This is a genomic window from Nakamurella antarctica, assembly GCF_003860405.1.
Taxonomy (GTDB): Bacteria; Actinomycetota; Actinomycetes; order Mycobacteriales; family Nakamurellaceae; genus Nakamurella; species Nakamurella antarctica.
Genome location: NZ_CP034170.1, coordinates 1,657,370 through 1,672,575 on the forward strand (window position 1 = coordinate 1,657,370; position 15,206 = coordinate 1,672,575).

A 15,206-nucleotide genomic window follows, 5' to 3' on the forward strand; every position below is an offset into this window, starting at 1 on the left:
CGCCCACCCGCGCGGAAGCGACGTAGGGTGTGGTGTGAGTGTAAATCCTGTTTCCCTGGTCCGCACCAAGCTTGCCGCGGCTCTACGTGGCCGAGTCGCGGGCGAGGATGCGTTGGAAGTTTCGCGCCAGATCTGGACCGCCCCCGGCGAGCGCTGGTTCACCCCCGAAGACGCCATTCATATGATCCACCAGGACGCGTCGATGTTTGTCGGAGGTATTCGGTCGTTGCTCTTGCAATCCCTACATCCGCTGGCCATGGCGGGGGTAGCCGGGCACTCCGGGTATCGAGCAGATCCGTGGGGGCGGTTGCAGAGAACCAGCACCTATCTGGCCGTCACTACCTTTGGCACGCAGGACCAAGCCGAGGAGTTAATTGCAAAGATTCGCGGCATTCATGAACGTGTCCGCGGCAAGGCAGAGGATGGTCGGCCTTACCGGGCCAGCGATCCACACCTGCTGCGGTGGGTGCATGTTGCCGAGGTGGACAGTTTTCTTGCCGGTTATTCCGCTTTTGGCCGCGAGAAGCTGAGCGAAGAGCGCCGCGATGATTACGTCCGGCAGTCCTCTTTCGTGGCTGCAAAGCTTGGCGCGACTGATCTTCCGCAGACCTATGCGCAGCTGCAACAACAGCTCACGGATTTCCGGCCGGAGCTGGCGAGCACCAACGGCGCCCGCGATGCAGCCCGCTTCCTCCTTCTCTCCCCTCCGCTGCCACTGCCCGCCAGGCCCGGATACGGATTGCTGGCTGCCGCAGCGGTGTCGACCTTGCCCGTGTGGGCGCGTGCCGAACTTCGACTGCCGCGAATCCCGTTGGCAGACAAGGCAATTGGGACCGGAATGGGAGCCGTCGCAACGTCGGCTATTCGGTGGGCAATGGACGCGCCCACCACCGGTTTGAAAGGTGACTAGCAAGTGCTGTGTTCCACCAATGGTTTGACAGAATACGTGCCATGCCTGAGATGACGTCGGCGGCGGGAAAAGAATCTGATGACGGTTTCGAGTACCGCCGACTGAAGATCGATCCCCATTTATCCCGGTCCGCCACGGCCGCGATGTTATCCATTCGCGCTGAATTCACCGGCTGGGAGCTGGCCCGTTCGCTCAAATTCTACGATGGCAGCCGGTTGGTCTATCTGAGACGACGCCGCACCTCAGGTCTGCTTCCCGACCTGAGTGTGTAGCTGCCCGCCCCTGTACGCGCGCTAGTAATCTGTTATCCCCTACGGTGGTCTGGCTATGGATGATCCCTCCGCCCCCGAATCTGCCACCTGGGCTGCCGCGCGCGGGCGCATCGTTCGGGACGCCCTCGGCGTTTCCCTCGCCACCGGCGCTTACGCCTTGTCGTTCGGCGCGATTTCCATTGCCTCCGGCCTGACCGTTCTGCAGACCTGCATCTTGAGCGTGGTGATGTTCACCGGCGGATCCCAATTCGCGTTAGTGGGCGTGATCGCAGGCGGGGGCAGCCCGTTGGCCGGCGCCGCAACCGCCGTCATGCTGGGGAGCAGAAACGCCCTTTACGGCCTGCGCTTAGCCTCGATTCTGCAGGTGAGAAGCTGGCGCCGGTTCGCCGCCGCGCAGTTCGTCATTGACGAAACCACGGCTATGTCGGTGGGTCGCCCCTCCCGCCGCGCGGCGCTCTGGGGCTTCTATTCAACTGGCATTTTGCTGTTCAGCTTGTGGAATCTAGGCACGCTCATTGGCGCACTCGGAGCCAATGCCATCCAGGACCCCAAGGTGTTCGGTCTGGACGCTGCCGTGACCGGGGCCTTCGTTGCGCTACTGGCGCCGCAGGTCCGCAGCAGGCAAGCGTGCATGATTGCGCTGTGCGCCGCTGCTGTGGCTGTTGCGGCCGCACCGTATGTGCCCGCCGGGGTTCCGGTACTGGTGGCTGCTGCCGTGGCGGCTGTTTTTGGACTCCGCAAACAGCGCGGGAAGGGTAGGGATCGCAGTATCGCGGTAGACGACGCGCCGCCTCCAACCTCAGGATCCGCGTCATGATCTGGCTAGGTATCGCGCTGGGAAGTATCGGGTGCTACGCCCTCAAGGTAGCCGGCCTGTCCATTCCGCTGCGGGTGCTCGACAACCCGCGTGTCCAGCGGGTTGCCACGGCGCTGCCCGTAGCGCTGCTGGCCGCGCTCGTTGCCATTCAATCCTTTGCAAGTGGGCAACACCTCGCTGTAGATGCTCGCGTCGTCGGGTTGGTGGTCGCGCTGTTCGCGGTATGGCGCAAATGGCCATTTCTGGTGGTCGTGCTTCTTGCAGCAGCCAGCACCGCGTTGGTTCGATCCTTCTTGGGCTGGTAGCCCTTCGCGTCAGCAGGTCCGCAGGAATGTGTCCAGGACCCGAGTTCCAAAGGTCAACGCGTCCACCGGTACTCGCTCATCAACGCCGTGGAACAGCGCAGAAAAATCCAAGTCGCTCGGCAACCGGAGTGGAGAAAATCCGTAGCCTTGGATGCCCAACGTAGCGAAGATTTTGTTGTCGGTGCCGCCCGAAAGCATGTACGGAATAGCAGTGCCATCGGCGTCCTCGCTGAGTAGCGCCGCCTTCATCGCCTCGACCAACGCGCCCTCGAAAGGCACCTCGAGTGGTGGATTCCAGACCCATTCGATCTGCACGTCGGGGCCCACGATTTCGGACACTAACTTGCGGAAAGAGTCCTCTGTCCCCGGGAGGACACGGCAGTCGACACAGGCCTGTGCTGTGGAGGGGATGACGTTCATTTTGTAGCCGGCGTTGAGCATGGTGGGGTTCGCTGTGTTTCGGAGCGTTGAATTAACGATGCGCGCGATTCCGCCCAGTTTCGAGACGCTGCCCTCGAGGTCGTCATCCGGGAATTCCACACCCGTCAGACGTGTCATTGCCGCCAAAAACGCATCGACGGTAGCGGTGCGGACAATCGGGAATTCGTAACTCCCGAGTGCTGTGACTGCAGCAGCGATCCGGGTTACCGCGTTATCGCTGTTGGTCATAGAACCGTGGCCGGCGGTGCCCGATGCTTTCAGCGTCGCCCACGCAACGCCTTTTTCGGCAGCAGCGATCAAATAGGCCCGGCGTGTTTCGTCCAGGGAAATGGAGAATCCGCCGACCTCACTGATGGCCTCTGTGGCACCTGCGAAGAGTTCGGGATGGTTCTCCACCAACCAGATCGCCCCGTAGTACCCGCCAGCCTCTTCGTCGGACATGAAGGCAAAGATCAGGTCGCGCGGGGGCACCACACCGCGGCGTTTGAAATCCAGAGCAACGGCGAGGGTCATCGCGACCATGTCTTTCATGTCCACTGCCCCCCGGCCCCACACGTATCCGTCCTGGATGGCGCCCGAAAAGGGATCAACGGTCCACTCAGCCGCATTCGCGGGTACCACGTCGACGTGCCCGTGGATCAGTAGCGCTCCCCTGCTGGGGTCTGCGCCCTTGAGTCGGCAGATGACGTTCCCGCGGCCGGGGATGGACTCGAGGTAGGTCGTCTCGTACCCGACTTCGTCCAGCTTTGCCTGGATGTACTTGGCAGCCAGCGCTTCGCCGTCACCGATGGTCGCCAGATCACCGGTATTCACCGACTCGATTTGGATCAACTCGCTACAGAGTTGCACCACCTCGTTCTCAGCATCGGAGGGAATTCGGGACTCGGTGGCATGGGTCATGCCTACTTACTACCACCCCTGCGTTTCGACGAGTGGACCCATCCTTGCTCCCGACGGTGCTGGCACAGCAAGCATGTGCCCGTACCTGGTGATTGGGCGCACGGCCAACAATCGAGTACCGTAGAACAGTCGAGCGGGAACGCAATCGATGCACCTGTCCGGGTGGCGGAATGGCAGACGCGCTAGCTTGAGGTGCTAGTGCCCGCAAGGGCGTGAGGGTTCAAGTCCCTTCTCGGACACGCAGTTGAGACAGTGAAAATGAAGACCCCCGGTGTCCACACACCGGGGGTCTTCTTTTTCCGAGCTGCTGGGCTGATTAGGGAGCCTCTACCAACGCACCCCCGGACGCTGCCAATTCTGCCACCGTTCGACTCGACTCGCGCTTGGAGCGACGCAGTGCCTTGGACTCCGGACTGTTGCCCCGCTGATAGGGATCCTCTGGACGGGTGGCTAAAGTGGCTAGTTGCCGCACGACACTACCCATCTGCTTCGAGAGACGACCGGAGTTGTAGGTGAGGCCATATTTCTCAACCAGGCGGTGGACGTCCACCGCCACCTCTGCGTAGCGGCGCGCAGGGATGTCAGGGAAAATGTGATGCTCAATCTGAAAGCTCAGGTTGCCGGTCAAAAGGTGAAAAACCTTGCCGCCGTTAATGTTCGCTGAACCCAACAGCTGGCGAAGATACCACTGACCGCGGTTCTCGTTCTCTGCATCGGCTTTGGCGAAAGTCTGCACCTCAGCGGGAAAATGGCCGCAGAAGATGATGATGAAGGTCCAGATATTGCGGACGATGTTGACGACAAAGTTGGCGCCGAATACTGCCAGCGGCACCCACCACGACGTAAATGGCACAAGCGCGAGAGACAGCACCGGATAGAGGACATAGTCCTTGAACAGCTGTTTGCGGATTTTCTTGAATGCCCGTTTCTTACGGACGTCAAACTCTTTCTTCGGCATGTTGCCACTCAAATATTCATCCAGTTCCAGGCCGTGGTACATCACGCCCCACTCAAAGACGAGCATCAAGAGGAAAGCCAGCGGCAGATTGAAACGATGGTTCGGGTACCAGGGCTGGTCCTTGTCGATTCGGAACAGGTTGTAGCCGATGTCGCGGTCCATGCCATGAATGTTGGTGTAGGTGTGGTGCATGTAGTTATGGCCGTTTTTCCAGTCTTCAGCGGGGGCAATGATGTCCCACTCGTACTTCTTACCGTCGACCATCGGATCGTTCATCCAGTCGTACTGCCCGTGCATGACGTTGTGGCCGATCTCCATGTTCTCGATGATCTTGGCCAGTGACAGACAAACAATGCCCAGTACGAAAACTGGCCAGAAGAAGGGAAAGAAGATTCCGATTCGGCCAACGATTTCAAACGTGCGCTGCACCTTGATTACGCGTCTGATGTAGTTCGCATCACGCTGACCAAGATCGTTCAGGATCCGACCACGGATCTCGTCAAGCTCGGCGCCGAATTCTTCCAGCTGCGAGTACGTCATGTACTCCAGGCCGATGGTGGAGAGCTTGGACGGGTCGGCGCCGACCAAGGTCAGCGGTGCCGCATTGTGACCGGCCGCGCTACGGGCCTTGATCGGAGCTTTCTTTTTTCTTCCGAACATATTTTTGTCTTCCTGTGGTGAACGCTGGCTGATGCTGTCTGAATTATGGGCTAATGCTGTGAAGCGAATCTGCGGTGCGCGATAGTGAGGTCCTAGAGAGCCACGGTGACGTCACCCACCGGAACGTTCACGCAAATTTTGATTGTCTCGCCGGTATTAGCATTGATCTCGCCACTAATGACGTGACGAACTGCGCCGTATTCCTTTTTGATCGCGCAGGTGTTACATACGCCCATGCGGCAGCCGAACGCGGGGGCGAGCCCTGCGGCCTCGGCTTGCTCAAGGATTGTCGCGCCGCTGTTTGGAGCATCTGAGCCGGCAATTTCAAACGACAAGGTACCGGTGGCATCTGCTGCGTGGACGTCGATCGATGGGACCTTGAAATATTCGGTCTGCAACATCGCGCTGGCACCCATTTCGTCATACGTTTCTCGCATGCTGGAGATGAGACCGCTGGGGCCGCAGACATAGGTCAGAGTGCTTGCTGGGTCGATCCCGAGGTGTTTGAGGTGATCCACCGAATAACGGCCAGCTAGCGCCGCGCCAACTTCGGGTTCGCGGGTGTAAATCCGTTGGACCGTGACATTGGGCATGGCAGAGGAGATCTCGTCCAGTTCGCGAGAGAACATTTCGTCCGACTTCGAGCGGGCGTAATGCAGGAACACCACCGCACCCTGGTGGTTGCTGTCGCGAAGAGAGCGAAGCATGGACATGACGGGGGTGATGCCGCTGCCGCCGCTGGCAAGCACCAGGTGGTCCGGTACCTGGCGGGGTAAGACAAAATCGCCCTCTGCTTGGGAAAGGTGGACCAACGTGCCGGGTTGGAGTTCGTTATGCAGGAACTGCGATACAAATCCGTCGGGATGCGCCTTGACCGACACACTGAAAAGTTTCTTCTTACCGGCAGTCGAGCTGGAGATAGAAAAGCAGCGAATCCTTCTCGTTCCGTTGACCTCGATACCGAATTGCACATGTTGGCCGGGCTTGAAACCGCGCCAGACCCCGTTGGTGCGGAGCTCGACGGTACTGGCATCGCCTGTTTCGCGCAGTACCCGAACCACACGTGCTCGCACCAGACCCACGGTAAGCATGGGGTGCAGGTGCTCGAGATAGTGGTCGACCGTGTGCGGTGAGGTGAAGGACGCCACTGCACGCGAGCGGAGTACCCGGCGAATGATGGCGATAACTGACTCCCTGACATGAGTGCACGCTTGTACACTAGAAATTGTGCCTCGTAATCGGCGATCGCGCAACAACGCAGTTCAGCGCACTCCGCCGCAGGTTCACAGATGTACACCCAGACCCGTATGGTGGGGCCATGCAGCCACGCGTGGGTCCAGCCTCACTGGCCGCAACATCGGCGCAACAGGGCACTTCACGATCCGAGCCGGGCGGCACGCGGCAGGAACAAAAGGAACGGACCCGAGAGACAATTATGGCCTCGGCGCTTACTTTGAGCCAGACCTATGGTTTTGCTCAGATCAGTCTGCGGCAGGTCGCGGTGCAGGCCGGCGTAGTGCCCACGGCTTTCTACCGGCACTTCGAGTCGATGGAGAACCTCGGACTGGTTCTCGTCGAGCAGTCGTTTTCTACCCTGCGGGCGATGATTCGAGATGCTCAGCGCAACCCCAGCGTTTTCGAGAACATTATTAACGCCTCGGCGGAGGTTTTGGTAGAGGCGGTGAAAAACAACAAGGCGCATTTTGCCTTCGTCGCTCGAGAGCGTCTTGGCGGGACTGCTGCGATTCGCCAGGCAATTGCTCACGAACTCAACCAGTTCTCGACCGAGCTGGCGATCATGTTGGGTCGCTTGCCACATATCTCTCGTTGGGCCGCTGACGACGTGCAGATGGTCGCACAGCTTTTCGTGCGGAACATGGTCTCAAAGGCGGAGGACGTGACCGAGATTCCTGACGGGCGGACTGATTTGGAGGAACGAATCAAAGAGTCTGCGCGTCGAGAAATGCGGTTGATAGTGATCGGATTTAAGGAGTGGCGTTCTTAATCAAGGCTCGGGCGTCTAGTTCTTTCGCCGGCTGATGAACACCACCGCAGCAACCGCGGCTAGGACTCCGGAAATTAGTCCGGCCTGCCCCACTCTGGAGACGCGCTGCCACAGCAACGGCACTGTAATCAGCGGTGCGCCCGGCGCAAATTGGTCGCTCCCCGTCACGAGTTTGCCAAGAAGTGAGGGTGAAGCGCCACCGAGCCTGGCAACTACCCCGCGCGGGCCTGTGACGTCGACTTGGAGGCCGACAGCGGACAGTTGTTGCGCAAGTGCACCCAGCGATTTCAATCCACCGATATTGCTGAAACCATCGGGCATTTCGGCCCCAGCGGCTTCTCTCCACAGCTGGGCTGGATTCTCGGTGTGGAGGACCAGATGACGGCCTGAACCGGATAAATCAGCCACGAGGCCATTCACCTCGATGCGCAGATCCGCCGTGACGAGCAGGCGCGTCATCTGATCCTGAACCGTCATCCCTGCGACGCACCCTCAGAGGTGGTGATGCGCAGTGTTCCGTTGAGGCGCCAGTTGGCCCGAGGGGCGTTGTCGCCGGTGCTACGAGGAACTTCGACGATCATGTCCTTGAACTCGTAGTTGATCGCTGCACCCTTGCCGGTGAGATACGACCACATTTCCTTACCCAAGTCGGCGAAACTGCTGACTTCGCCCGTCATGGGGCCTTCTGTTGCGTGACTATCTGACATTGCCAATCCTCTCGTAGGCCGGAAGCGACCGTTCACCTGCGGTGAAACCCACCGTACGCTTCCTTCAATTTGGTGCCCTAGGCCACCTGATACCCAGCGTCACTTTGAGGCACTGACCGGCCTCTACCATTGCGACGCTCTAGTGGTTGGTTGCCGAGTTCAGGTCCGGCGGCGACGTCCGGTGACAGTCAGCATCGCGCCCGCAAGCAGAGCAATAATTCCGGCGCTCAACCAGACGGCGGGGTTGACGCCGGTCTGTGCAAGTTCGGGCCGCGCGAGTGCGGGAGCTGGCACCGGTGCACCCGATGTCCGGTGTGCAAGCGGCGCACTCGCAGTCGAGTTATCCGGATCTGTGCTGGACGCAGCCAAGACGATGATGGAAGCCGACGCAGTCCTGCTGGAGTCGCCGATCAGCTGGATGCTGTGCGCTCCCGGTGCGGTGTTTGGGCCGATGGTGACAACGCCAGCAACAGTGCCGTTTGCGTCCGCGACTACCCGGCCAAGCAAAATTGGATCGGAGTTCAACCACACCGCCACTGATTCGCCGGGGATAAAGCCTGAGCCCGTGAACGAGAGCGAGCCGCCTGCCACCACAGTTTCGGCAGACACCTTCACCGTCGTACCGGGCCCGGGTGTGGGCATCGGGTTTGAAGTGCTGGGTGCTGTGGTGCTGGGTGCTGTGGTGCTGGGTGCTGTGGTGCTGGGTGCTGTGGTGCTGGGTGTCCCGGACGGAGTGGTCGTCTCGGGCGCGGTGCTGGTGCTAGTGCTAGTGCTAGTGCTAGGGCTAGTGCTAGTGCTAGTGCTAGTGCTGGGGCCCGCGGGCAATGGTGTGCAGTTGATGGTGCCGCTTCGCAGCGCATGCCCCCCATCGTTGGTGTCGTCTGCGTAGTACACCGGCTTCACGCCATCAGCGCAGAGCGCTTGGGGCGCGATCGCAAACCCCTCGTTGTTGTAGTTCGGCATGCCTGCTGGCCGCTCATAGACGGTGTTGACGACGAACCGTCCTGCGGCTGGACCGGACTGCGCGATCTTAAGAACTGAGGTGCGGCCGTCGCATGTGTCATCACAGGCAGCCCAGAGGCTGTTGGTCTCGGCTTCATACTCGAGATCCATCACCCCCGAAAAGCCACTGGAAATGGTTGCGACGCGTGTGTAGGCACCGCTGGTTTGATCCAGGGCGTAGGCGTAGATGGTTCCGTTAGCTTCCAGGCCGACGAAGAACAGCCCGGACCCATGGTGTGGATAAGCGTTGGGGTTGTAGGCAGCGTTGGTGTGCTCATCGTAAAAGCCCTGGGAGACAAGGAACGTGTCGGATAACCAGGAGATTGCCTCGAGGCCGCTGTTTGGCGCGACGACCGGAAGATCAGCGGTGAGGTCCCAACTGTTGGACGCCAGCAGGGAGGATCCAGATGTGGTGGCGTCGAATCGCAGCACCATGGGTTTGCTGACCTTCCCAACTTTATTGTCACGCTCTGTCGAGACGAATATTCCACCAGCCAGCCCCGAATCGGTGAGTGCGACCCCTTCTGCGTCCGGGTCACCCAGACCGTTCGCGTAGTGCAAGGGCTTGCCGGCGCCCCAGTCCCCTGCTTCGGGCACCCAGGCGGTGCCGTCAAAAATGAGCTTGTACAGCGTGCTCGGGCCATTTTTGACCGCCCAGAGCGTCCCAGGCGTTGCCCCGCCCGAGGCTTCGTAGGCGAGGCCGCTCACGTTGCCCCCAGGGTGTCCTTCGTGTCAGCAGTGGAAACAGCCGCACCTCCGGGCCACACGGAGGTCATCACATCTCCCGGGCAGCTATTGGCCGCGCCCTTGGTTGCGGCGGTGGTGACGGCGAAATTTCCGGTGCCGTTGGGGCAGCGTCCGTACGTGGTGCTCGCATGTGCGGTCCAGCTGTAGGAATCAATCAGAGTCGTGCCGTCGGCGGCGAACAGTCGCACGGAATCAGCTCCGCCCAGGCCGAATCCGAGGGATGCTTCTTCGACGACGTAGTAGCCGCCGGGCGCAACCGTAGTGCCGGTGGGGATGAGCGACTGGGTGTGGGTGTCATCGCTGTCGAGAAGCCCGAAGCCCGAGATGTCTACGGCTGTCGCACCACTGTTAAACAGTTCGACCCAATCACCCGGAACGCCACCGTTCGACTCAATCTCATTGATTTTGATCGGGATACTGCAGTCGTTGGCCGCGCCCTTGGTTGCGGCGGTGGTGACGGCGAAATTTCCGGTGCCGTTGGGGCAGCGTCCGTACGTGGTGCTCGCGTGTGCGGTCCAGCTGTAGGAATCAATCAGAGTCGTGCCGTCGGCGGCGAACAGTCGCACGGAATCAGCTCCGCCCAGGCCGAATCCGAGGGATGCTTCTTCGACGACGTAGTAGCCGCCGGGCGCAACCGTAGTGCCGGTGGGGATGAGCGACTGGGTGTGGGTGTCATCGCTGTCGAGAAGCCCGAAGCCCGAGATGTCTACGGCTGTCGCACCACTGTTGAACAGTTCGACCCAATCACCCGGAACGCCACCGTTCGACTCAATCTCATTGATAACGATCGTGGGGGGCGCCGCAGCGACTGCACTGCTTACCCCCACCAGCAGCGGCACCATCGCCATCGAAGAGGCGGTCGCTGCGGAAAGTGTTCTACGCCAATAGGTTCGCAAGTCTTTATCCTCTTCGTTCGGGTGCCACACAGCTTCTTGAGGTGTGGCCTTAGCCAGAATGGGGTACTTGCCGAAACGAAAGATGAACGGCACACTAACGCGGTTTCAACAGTGCACTCTGGGCACCCTGGCGATCCCGCTGAATGCGACACTGCGATTTCTTCCGGCCGACTCTTGCGAAGTACGGTGAATGACGCAGGCGCGAAATGCGATGGGCGCGAGTCGGGCTCCCGCCGCAGCTCTGGGACCGATACCAGCGTCCGGCCTGATACCAGCATCGAGAGGGGGAGTACGCGCAATGACGAACACGCTGCAGCAGATCCTCCTCACCGCCCAGAAGCGACCGCACGTGGTGGCCGATGTGCGAGCGCTGATCGATAGTGAGGTCGCCGGCAAGGGTGGCGTCAGCGGGTTGATGCTCAAAGCCGGATTCGCCGCAGCCAAGGCAATTAAGCCCGGGGTCGTGCTGGCCGCCGTCGATGGCTTCCTGGATGAACTGGTCGGCGCTCTTGATCCGTTCTACCAGCAGTATGGATTGACCAAAGATGTTCACTTTGGTCAGTACCTGGCTGGTCGCAGTGACGAATCATCGGAGGCGTTGCTGACCGTCACTGACGCTTGGACGGAACGCACTAGCCGAGATGGAATTAAGAAGATCTACGGAACGTTGCGCCCGAGCGCGAAAAAGCACGTGGTGGACGCACTCCCCCAGCTCGGCGCCATCATCGAAAAATACGCCGCGACTTCGTGAGCGTGGGAAGGCGACGATGAGTCCGCTAGGGTTTCCTGGTGTCCAAAGTCCTCACCTCCCTGCCCGTCGGCGAACGAGTCGGCATCGCTTTCTCCGGAGGCCTTGATACCTCCGTGGCTGTCGCGTGGATGCGCGAGAAAGGCGCGGTGCCTTGCACTTACACCGCGGATATCGGCCAATACGATGAACCGGACCTGTCCAGCGTCCCGGTCCGTGCCAAGGATTACGGCGCCGAAATTTCGCGGCTTGTCGACTGCCGCGCCGCGCTCGTAGAGGAGGGCCTCGTAGCTCTTGCCTGCGGCGCGTTCCATATCCGTTCAGGTTCCATGCCCTACTTCAACACGACCCCATTGGGCCGCGCAGTTACTGGCACCTTATTGGTTCGGGCGATGCACGAGGACGGGGTCTCGATCTGGGGAGATGGGTCCACCTACAAGGGCAACGACATCGAACGGTTCTACCGGTACGGACTATTGGCCAATCCTCGGCTGCGTATCTACAAGCCATGGCTCGACGAAGCCTTTGTGAACGAGCTCGGTGGCCGCACCGAAATGTCGCAATGGCTTGTTCAGCGAGGCCTGCCGTACCGGGACAGCGTCGAGAAGGCTTACTCCACGGATGCCAACATTTGGGGAGCGACCCATGAGGCGAAGAACTTGGAGCAGCTTGACGCCTCCATGGAAATTGTGGCCCCAATAATGGGGGTGGCGCACTGGGATCCCCAGGTCGACATCACCACGGAAGATGTGACAATTCGCTACGACCGCGGCCGACCAGTCGCTATCAACGGCAAAACGTTTGAATCGGCCGTCGATTTGGTCAACGAAGCCAACCTCATCGGTGGCCGACACGGTCTTGGCATGTCCGACCAAATTGAAAACCGCATCATCGAAGCGAAGAGCCGCGGCATCTACGAGGCCCCTGCGATGGCTTTACTGCACATCACCTACGAGCGCCTCGTCAACGCCATCCACAACGAGGACACTATCGCCAGCTATCACACTGAGGGCCGTCGACTCGGACGGTTGCTCTACGAGGGGCGCTGGCTCGACCCACAGTCGCTGATGCTCCGAGAGTCGTTGCAGAGATGGGTGGGGTCAGCAGTTAGTGGCGAAGTCACAGTGCGGTTGCGACGCGGCTGGGACTACTCGATCGTTAATACCGCTGGTCCACATTTGAGCTACCACCCCGACAAGTTGTCGATGGAGCGCACAGAAGACGCGGCCTTCGGGCCGACAGATCGCATTGGGCAGCTGACTATGCGCAACCTTGACATCGCCGACACTCGGGCCAAGTTGGAGCTCTACGCGGGTTTGGGTCAGTTGGAGGCTCAGCACACGCTCGTGGGTGAACTGGAAGCTGGCGCTGGCGAGGCGATTAGCGAGCTCGGCAGGTCCGGCGAGGCCGAAGAGATGCTGGACCGGGCAGCCATGGAATCCGGAACCGATTAGTGAACAAACGAGTGAGGCCGACTCCCCGGGGAGTCGGCCTCACTCGTGCGTCAAGCAGGTGCGTTGTTAGTTGCCGTAATTCTTGGTGGAAGCTTTGGCCTTTTTATCGGCGCGCTTTTCCTTCAAGGACTTAGCGGCTGCGGTCTTGTTTTCTGGCTTTGATGACTTTTCTGCCATGAGCACTCGATTCTCCTGAAGAAGCGCGGTGGCCTCGGTACATCCGGATCATACGCTGCCACTCGGCGAGCCCGATGTGCGGCTCTGGCCCTGGCCCTCTGCGCACCATCGGGAGCTTCGCCAGCTGCGGGTTTCGTCAACTTGTCCAACGGGCAGAGTCTTTTCAGCCCTTTCCACCTCGCCGAGGAGTAGTAATGCCAGATAACGCCGACCACAAGACCATCAGTACGGAACCGGTCGACACGCCTGCGCACCCAGGCGTGCCCGTTCAGTACTCCGTCAACAACATCCGCAATACGGTGGCGCCGGGGATGCGTATTGCCGCCGCTTGGTCGTGGCGGATCATTGTGGTTCTCGCTGCAACTGCCCTTGTCGTGTACATCATCGGTTTTATGTCTGAACTCACGATCCCCATCGCTATTGCGCTGCTGCTTTCCGCACTTTTGACGCCGCTGAAGAACTTTCTGATCCGTAAAGGGCTCGGTGCGTCAATTGCTGCCATCGTGGTTTTCGTCTGCGGGTTAGCCGCGGGCATCGGATTAGTGACGCTTGTTGTTCGGCAGTTTATTTCGGGTGCGAAGGACCTATCCGACCAAGTAAGCGGTGGGCTCGGCAAGGTTCAGGACTGGCTAGTCACTGGTCCACTGAAGATCTCCCAAGATCAGATTGATTCTGCAACGACATCGATTAAAAACAGCGTAGTGGAAAACAAGGACTCGTTGACCTCAGGAGCACTGAATACGGCGACTTCCGCTGGCCATCTCATCACGGGGTTTGTCCTCGTGCTATTCATTCTCTTCTTCTTCTTGCGCGATGGCAGCGTGATCTGGCACTGGTTGGTGGGAATCACCCCCGCCCAATCGAGGGTGCGACTGCGTGGAGCTGGCGAGCGAGCGTGGGCTACTTTAACGGGATATGTGCGGGCCACCGTTCTGGTGGCTTTTGTCGATGCAGTGGGCATCGGGTTGGGCTTGGTGATTGTCGGCGTGCCGCTCGCGGTCCCATTGACCGCGTTCGTTTTCCTCTCCTCCTTCATTCCCATCATCGGAGCACTGCTCAGCGGAATCGTGGCCGTGCTGGTTGCCCTGGTGGCGCTTGGACCAGTACAAGCGGTCATTATTTTGGCTGTGGTAGTTGCTGTTCAACAGCTCGAAGGCCATGTGCTGCAACCGATCTTGCTCGGCCGAGCCGTGAGCCTGCACCCTCTGGGGGTCGCACTTTCCATAGCGGCCGGTGTGATCGCCTATGGCATTACCGGCGCATTACTGGCCGTGCCGCTGGTGGCATGTATGAACGCGGCGATTAAATTTTTAGCGGGTGAAAGCCGTGCGATGTCTACCGCATCGACCGCCTCGGCATCGAGTATTTCGACGGTATCGCAACCCACACCCGCGCCGTGAGTTAACGTCGGTCGTAATCCGTTGGCATCGTGGAGCGGCGAGCGGAAGCTTTTCTCTCTAAGGAGCCACCATGTCCAGTCCCTATTACCCCACTCGGGGTGTTGGTAACGGTACTGTCATCGGCCCCAACGGAGTCAGGGATCCGTTGACCTCTGGGCCGTCCTGTCGGTGCGTATGTGTCGGTAAATGGTCATGGGAGTGACGGCGCAGGAGGTGGCAATTTCGGCCATGGTGAACTGCCGGGCGTTGTACATCCGCTGGGCCTTGCCGATCAGCTCCGGGGTCATCTTCGGTTTCCGGCCGCCGTGGCGGCCGCGGCTGCGGGCCGCGAGCAGGCCGGCCGTCGTTCGCTCTCGAATCAAGGCTGCTTCGTAGTCGGCCATCAGGGCAAACATGCCGAACACCAGCTTGCCGTGGGCGGTGGTGGTGTCGACGATGCCGTTGGTCAACGACTGGACGCCCACTTCCCTGCCTTCCAGGGTGGTGACGATGTCGATCAGGTCCCGCAGGTTCCGGCCGAGTCGGTCGATCTTCCAGATGACCAGGGTGTCGCCGGGTCGGAGATCCTCCTGGCATCGAATCCACTGCGGCCGGTCGGCCTTTGTGCCGGTGGCGGTGTCCGTGTACACCTTGAGGCACCCCGCGGCGCTCAGCGCGTCGAGCTGCATCTCCGGGTTCTGGTCGGCGGTGCTGACCCTGGCGTACCCGATTTTGTCTCCCACGGAACGAGAGCCTATCGAAAGTCAGCGACCTAGCAGTGTTTCGTTGCGGTGATTATGTGATGAGATTGCGATAGCCCTTGTCAGG

16 protein-coding genes and 1 tRNA gene are annotated in these 15,206 nt (G+C 60.1%); 9 read left to right on the plus strand and 8 right to left on the minus strand.

Going from position 1 to position 15,206, the window contains the following annotated elements; genetic code table 11:
• Positions 1 to 34: 34 nt before the first annotated feature.
• The 4 genes from EH165_RS07250 to EH165_RS07265 are packed head-to-tail and all read left to right on the plus strand — an operon-like array spanning position 35 to position 2,304.
• On the plus strand, positions 35 to 910 hold the full coding sequence (locus EH165_RS07250) for an oxygenase MpaB family protein (protein WP_124798872.1): 876 nt from the start codon (positions 35 to 37) through the stop codon (positions 908 to 910).
• A 41-nt stretch (positions 911 to 951) separates the two neighbouring features.
• Entirely contained in the window at positions 952 to 1,182 is a 231-nt protein-coding gene (locus EH165_RS07255; protein ID WP_239020756.1) for a DUF5703 family protein, read from the plus strand.
• Positions 1,183 to 1,237: 55 nt separating this feature from the next.
• Positions 1,238 to 1,999 carry an AzlC family ABC transporter permease gene (locus EH165_RS07260; protein WP_124798874.1) on the plus strand — a complete coding sequence of 254 codons (762 nt, stop codon included), beginning with the start codon at positions 1,238 to 1,240 and terminating at the stop codon, positions 1,997 to 1,999.
• Positions 1,996 to 2,304 carry an AzlD domain-containing protein gene (locus tag EH165_RS07265; protein ID WP_124798876.1) on the plus strand — a complete coding sequence of 103 codons (309 nt, stop codon included), beginning with the start codon at positions 1,996 to 1,998 and terminating at the stop codon, positions 2,302 to 2,304. The genes EH165_RS07260 and EH165_RS07265 overlap by 4 nt, the downstream gene beginning before the upstream one ends.
• Positions 2,305 to 2,313: 9 nt before the next feature.
• Here EH165_RS07265 and EH165_RS07270 read toward each other — a convergent pair whose 3' ends face one another.
• Entirely contained in the window at positions 2,314 to 3,645 is a 1,332-nt protein-coding gene (locus EH165_RS07270) for a M20/M25/M40 family metallo-hydrolase (protein WP_124798878.1), read from the minus strand.
• Between the two features lie 156 nt (positions 3,646 to 3,801).
• Here EH165_RS07270 and EH165_RS07275 point away from each other — a divergent pair.
• Positions 3,802 to 3,884, plus strand: a tRNA-Leu gene (locus EH165_RS07275).
• A 77-nt stretch (positions 3,885 to 3,961) separates the two neighbouring features.
• On the opposite strand, the gene EH165_RS07280 is transcribed toward EH165_RS07275, so the two are convergent.
• Positions 3,962 to 5,143 carry a fatty acid desaturase family protein gene (locus EH165_RS07280; protein WP_422392142.1) on the minus strand — a complete coding sequence of 394 codons (1,182 nt, stop codon included), beginning with the start codon at positions 5,141 to 5,143 and terminating at the stop codon, positions 3,962 to 3,964.
• Between the two features lie 212 nt (positions 5,144 to 5,355).
• Positions 5,356 to 6,411: a ferredoxin reductase gene (locus EH165_RS07285; protein WP_124798882.1), complete on the minus strand. Its 1,056-nt coding sequence runs from the start codon at positions 6,409 to 6,411 to the stop codon at positions 5,356 to 5,358.
• Positions 6,412 to 6,581: 170 nt separating this feature from the next.
• Here EH165_RS07285 and EH165_RS07290 point away from each other — a divergent pair, with 170 nt between their 5' ends.
• On the plus strand, positions 6,582 to 7,268 hold the full coding sequence (locus EH165_RS07290; RefSeq protein WP_124798884.1) for a TetR family transcriptional regulator: 687 nt from the start codon (positions 6,582 to 6,584) through the stop codon (positions 7,266 to 7,268).
• Between the two features lie 15 nt (positions 7,269 to 7,283).
• Here the strand turns inward: EH165_RS07290 and EH165_RS07295 are convergent, their stop codons facing one another.
• The 4 genes from EH165_RS07295 to EH165_RS15745 form a co-directional block, all read right to left on the minus strand.
• Complete coding sequence (locus EH165_RS07295) at positions 7,284 to 7,745, minus strand: hypothetical protein (protein ID WP_124798886.1); 462 nt, start codon at positions 7,743 to 7,745, stop codon at positions 7,284 to 7,286.
• On the minus strand, positions 7,742 to 7,975 hold the full coding sequence (locus EH165_RS07300; RefSeq protein ID WP_124798887.1) for a hypothetical protein: 234 nt from the start codon (positions 7,973 to 7,975) through the stop codon (positions 7,742 to 7,744). The genes EH165_RS07295 and EH165_RS07300 overlap by 4 nt, the downstream gene beginning before the upstream one ends.
• A gap of 159 nt (positions 7,976 to 8,134) precedes the next feature.
• Complete coding sequence (locus EH165_RS15740) at positions 8,135 to 9,685, minus strand: LPXTG cell wall anchor domain-containing protein (protein ID WP_206426155.1); 1,551 nt, start codon at positions 9,683 to 9,685, stop codon at positions 8,135 to 8,137.
• On the minus strand, positions 9,682 to 10,713 hold the full coding sequence (locus EH165_RS15745; RefSeq protein WP_206426156.1) for a lamin tail domain-containing protein: 1,032 nt from the start codon (positions 10,711 to 10,713) through the stop codon (positions 9,682 to 9,684). The genes EH165_RS15740 and EH165_RS15745 overlap by 4 nt, the downstream gene beginning before the upstream one ends.
• A gap of 205 nt (positions 10,714 to 10,918) precedes the next feature.
• On the opposite strand from EH165_RS15745, the gene EH165_RS07325 reads away from it, so the two are divergent.
• From EH165_RS07325 to EH165_RS07335, 3 genes are all read left to right on the plus strand, one after another.
• The gene (locus tag EH165_RS07325; RefSeq protein WP_124798888.1) at positions 10,919 to 11,371 is read left to right on the plus strand and encodes a DUF6918 family protein; all 453 of its coding nucleotides are present in this window, start codon (positions 10,919 to 10,921) and stop codon (positions 11,369 to 11,371) included.
• A 38-nt stretch (positions 11,372 to 11,409) separates the two neighbouring features.
• Complete coding sequence (gene argG / locus EH165_RS07330) at positions 11,410 to 12,822, plus strand: argininosuccinate synthase (RefSeq protein WP_124798889.1); 1,413 nt, start codon at positions 11,410 to 11,412, stop codon at positions 12,820 to 12,822.
• Between the two features lie 371 nt (positions 12,823 to 13,193).
• On the plus strand, positions 13,194 to 14,399 hold the full coding sequence (locus tag EH165_RS07335) for an AI-2E family transporter (protein WP_164479145.1): 1,206 nt from the start codon (positions 13,194 to 13,196) through the stop codon (positions 14,397 to 14,399).
• A 134-nt stretch (positions 14,400 to 14,533) separates the two neighbouring features.
• On the opposite strand, the gene EH165_RS07340 is transcribed toward EH165_RS07335, so the two are convergent.
• The gene (locus EH165_RS07340) at positions 14,534 to 15,121 is read right to left on the minus strand and encodes a recombinase family protein (RefSeq protein ID WP_239020757.1); all 588 of its coding nucleotides are present in this window, start codon (positions 15,119 to 15,121) and stop codon (positions 14,534 to 14,536) included.
• Positions 15,122 to 15,206 lie beyond the last annotated feature (85 nt).

Bases quoted from the DNA above. Each gene is read 5' to 3' on its own strand.
- EH165_RS07300 (WP_124798887.1), bottom strand. From the start codon at position 7,975: ATGTCAGATAGTCACGCAACAGAAGGCCCCATGACGGGCGAAGTCAGC.
- EH165_RS07265 (WP_124798876.1), top strand. From the start codon at position 1,996: ATGATCTGGCTAGGTATCGCGCTGGGAAGTATCGGGTGCTACGCCCTC.
- EH165_RS07335 (WP_164479145.1), top strand. From the start codon at position 13,194: ATGCCAGATAACGCCGACCACAAGACCATCAGTACGGAACCGGTCGAC.
- EH165_RS07295 (WP_124798886.1), bottom strand. From the start codon at position 7,745: ATGACGGTTCAGGATCAGATGACGCGCCTGCTCGTCACGGCGGATCTG.
- EH165_RS07280 (WP_422392142.1), bottom strand. From the start codon at position 5,143: ATGACGTACTCGCAGCTGGAAGAATTCGGCGCCGAGCTTGACGAGATC.
- EH165_RS07260 (WP_124798874.1), top strand. From the start codon at position 1,238: ATGGATGATCCCTCCGCCCCCGAATCTGCCACCTGGGCTGCCGCGCGC.
- EH165_RS07290 (WP_124798884.1), top strand. From the start codon at position 6,582: ATGCAGCCACGCGTGGGTCCAGCCTCACTGGCCGCAACATCGGCGCAA.
- EH165_RS07255 (WP_239020756.1), top strand. From the start codon at position 952: ATGCCTGAGATGACGTCGGCGGCGGGAAAAGAATCTGATGACGGTTTC.
- EH165_RS07270 (WP_124798878.1), bottom strand. From the start codon at position 3,645: ATGACCCATGCCACCGAGTCCCGAATTCCCTCCGATGCTGAGAACGAG.
- EH165_RS07325 (WP_124798888.1), top strand. From the start codon at position 10,919: ATGACGAACACGCTGCAGCAGATCCTCCTCACCGCCCAGAAGCGACCG.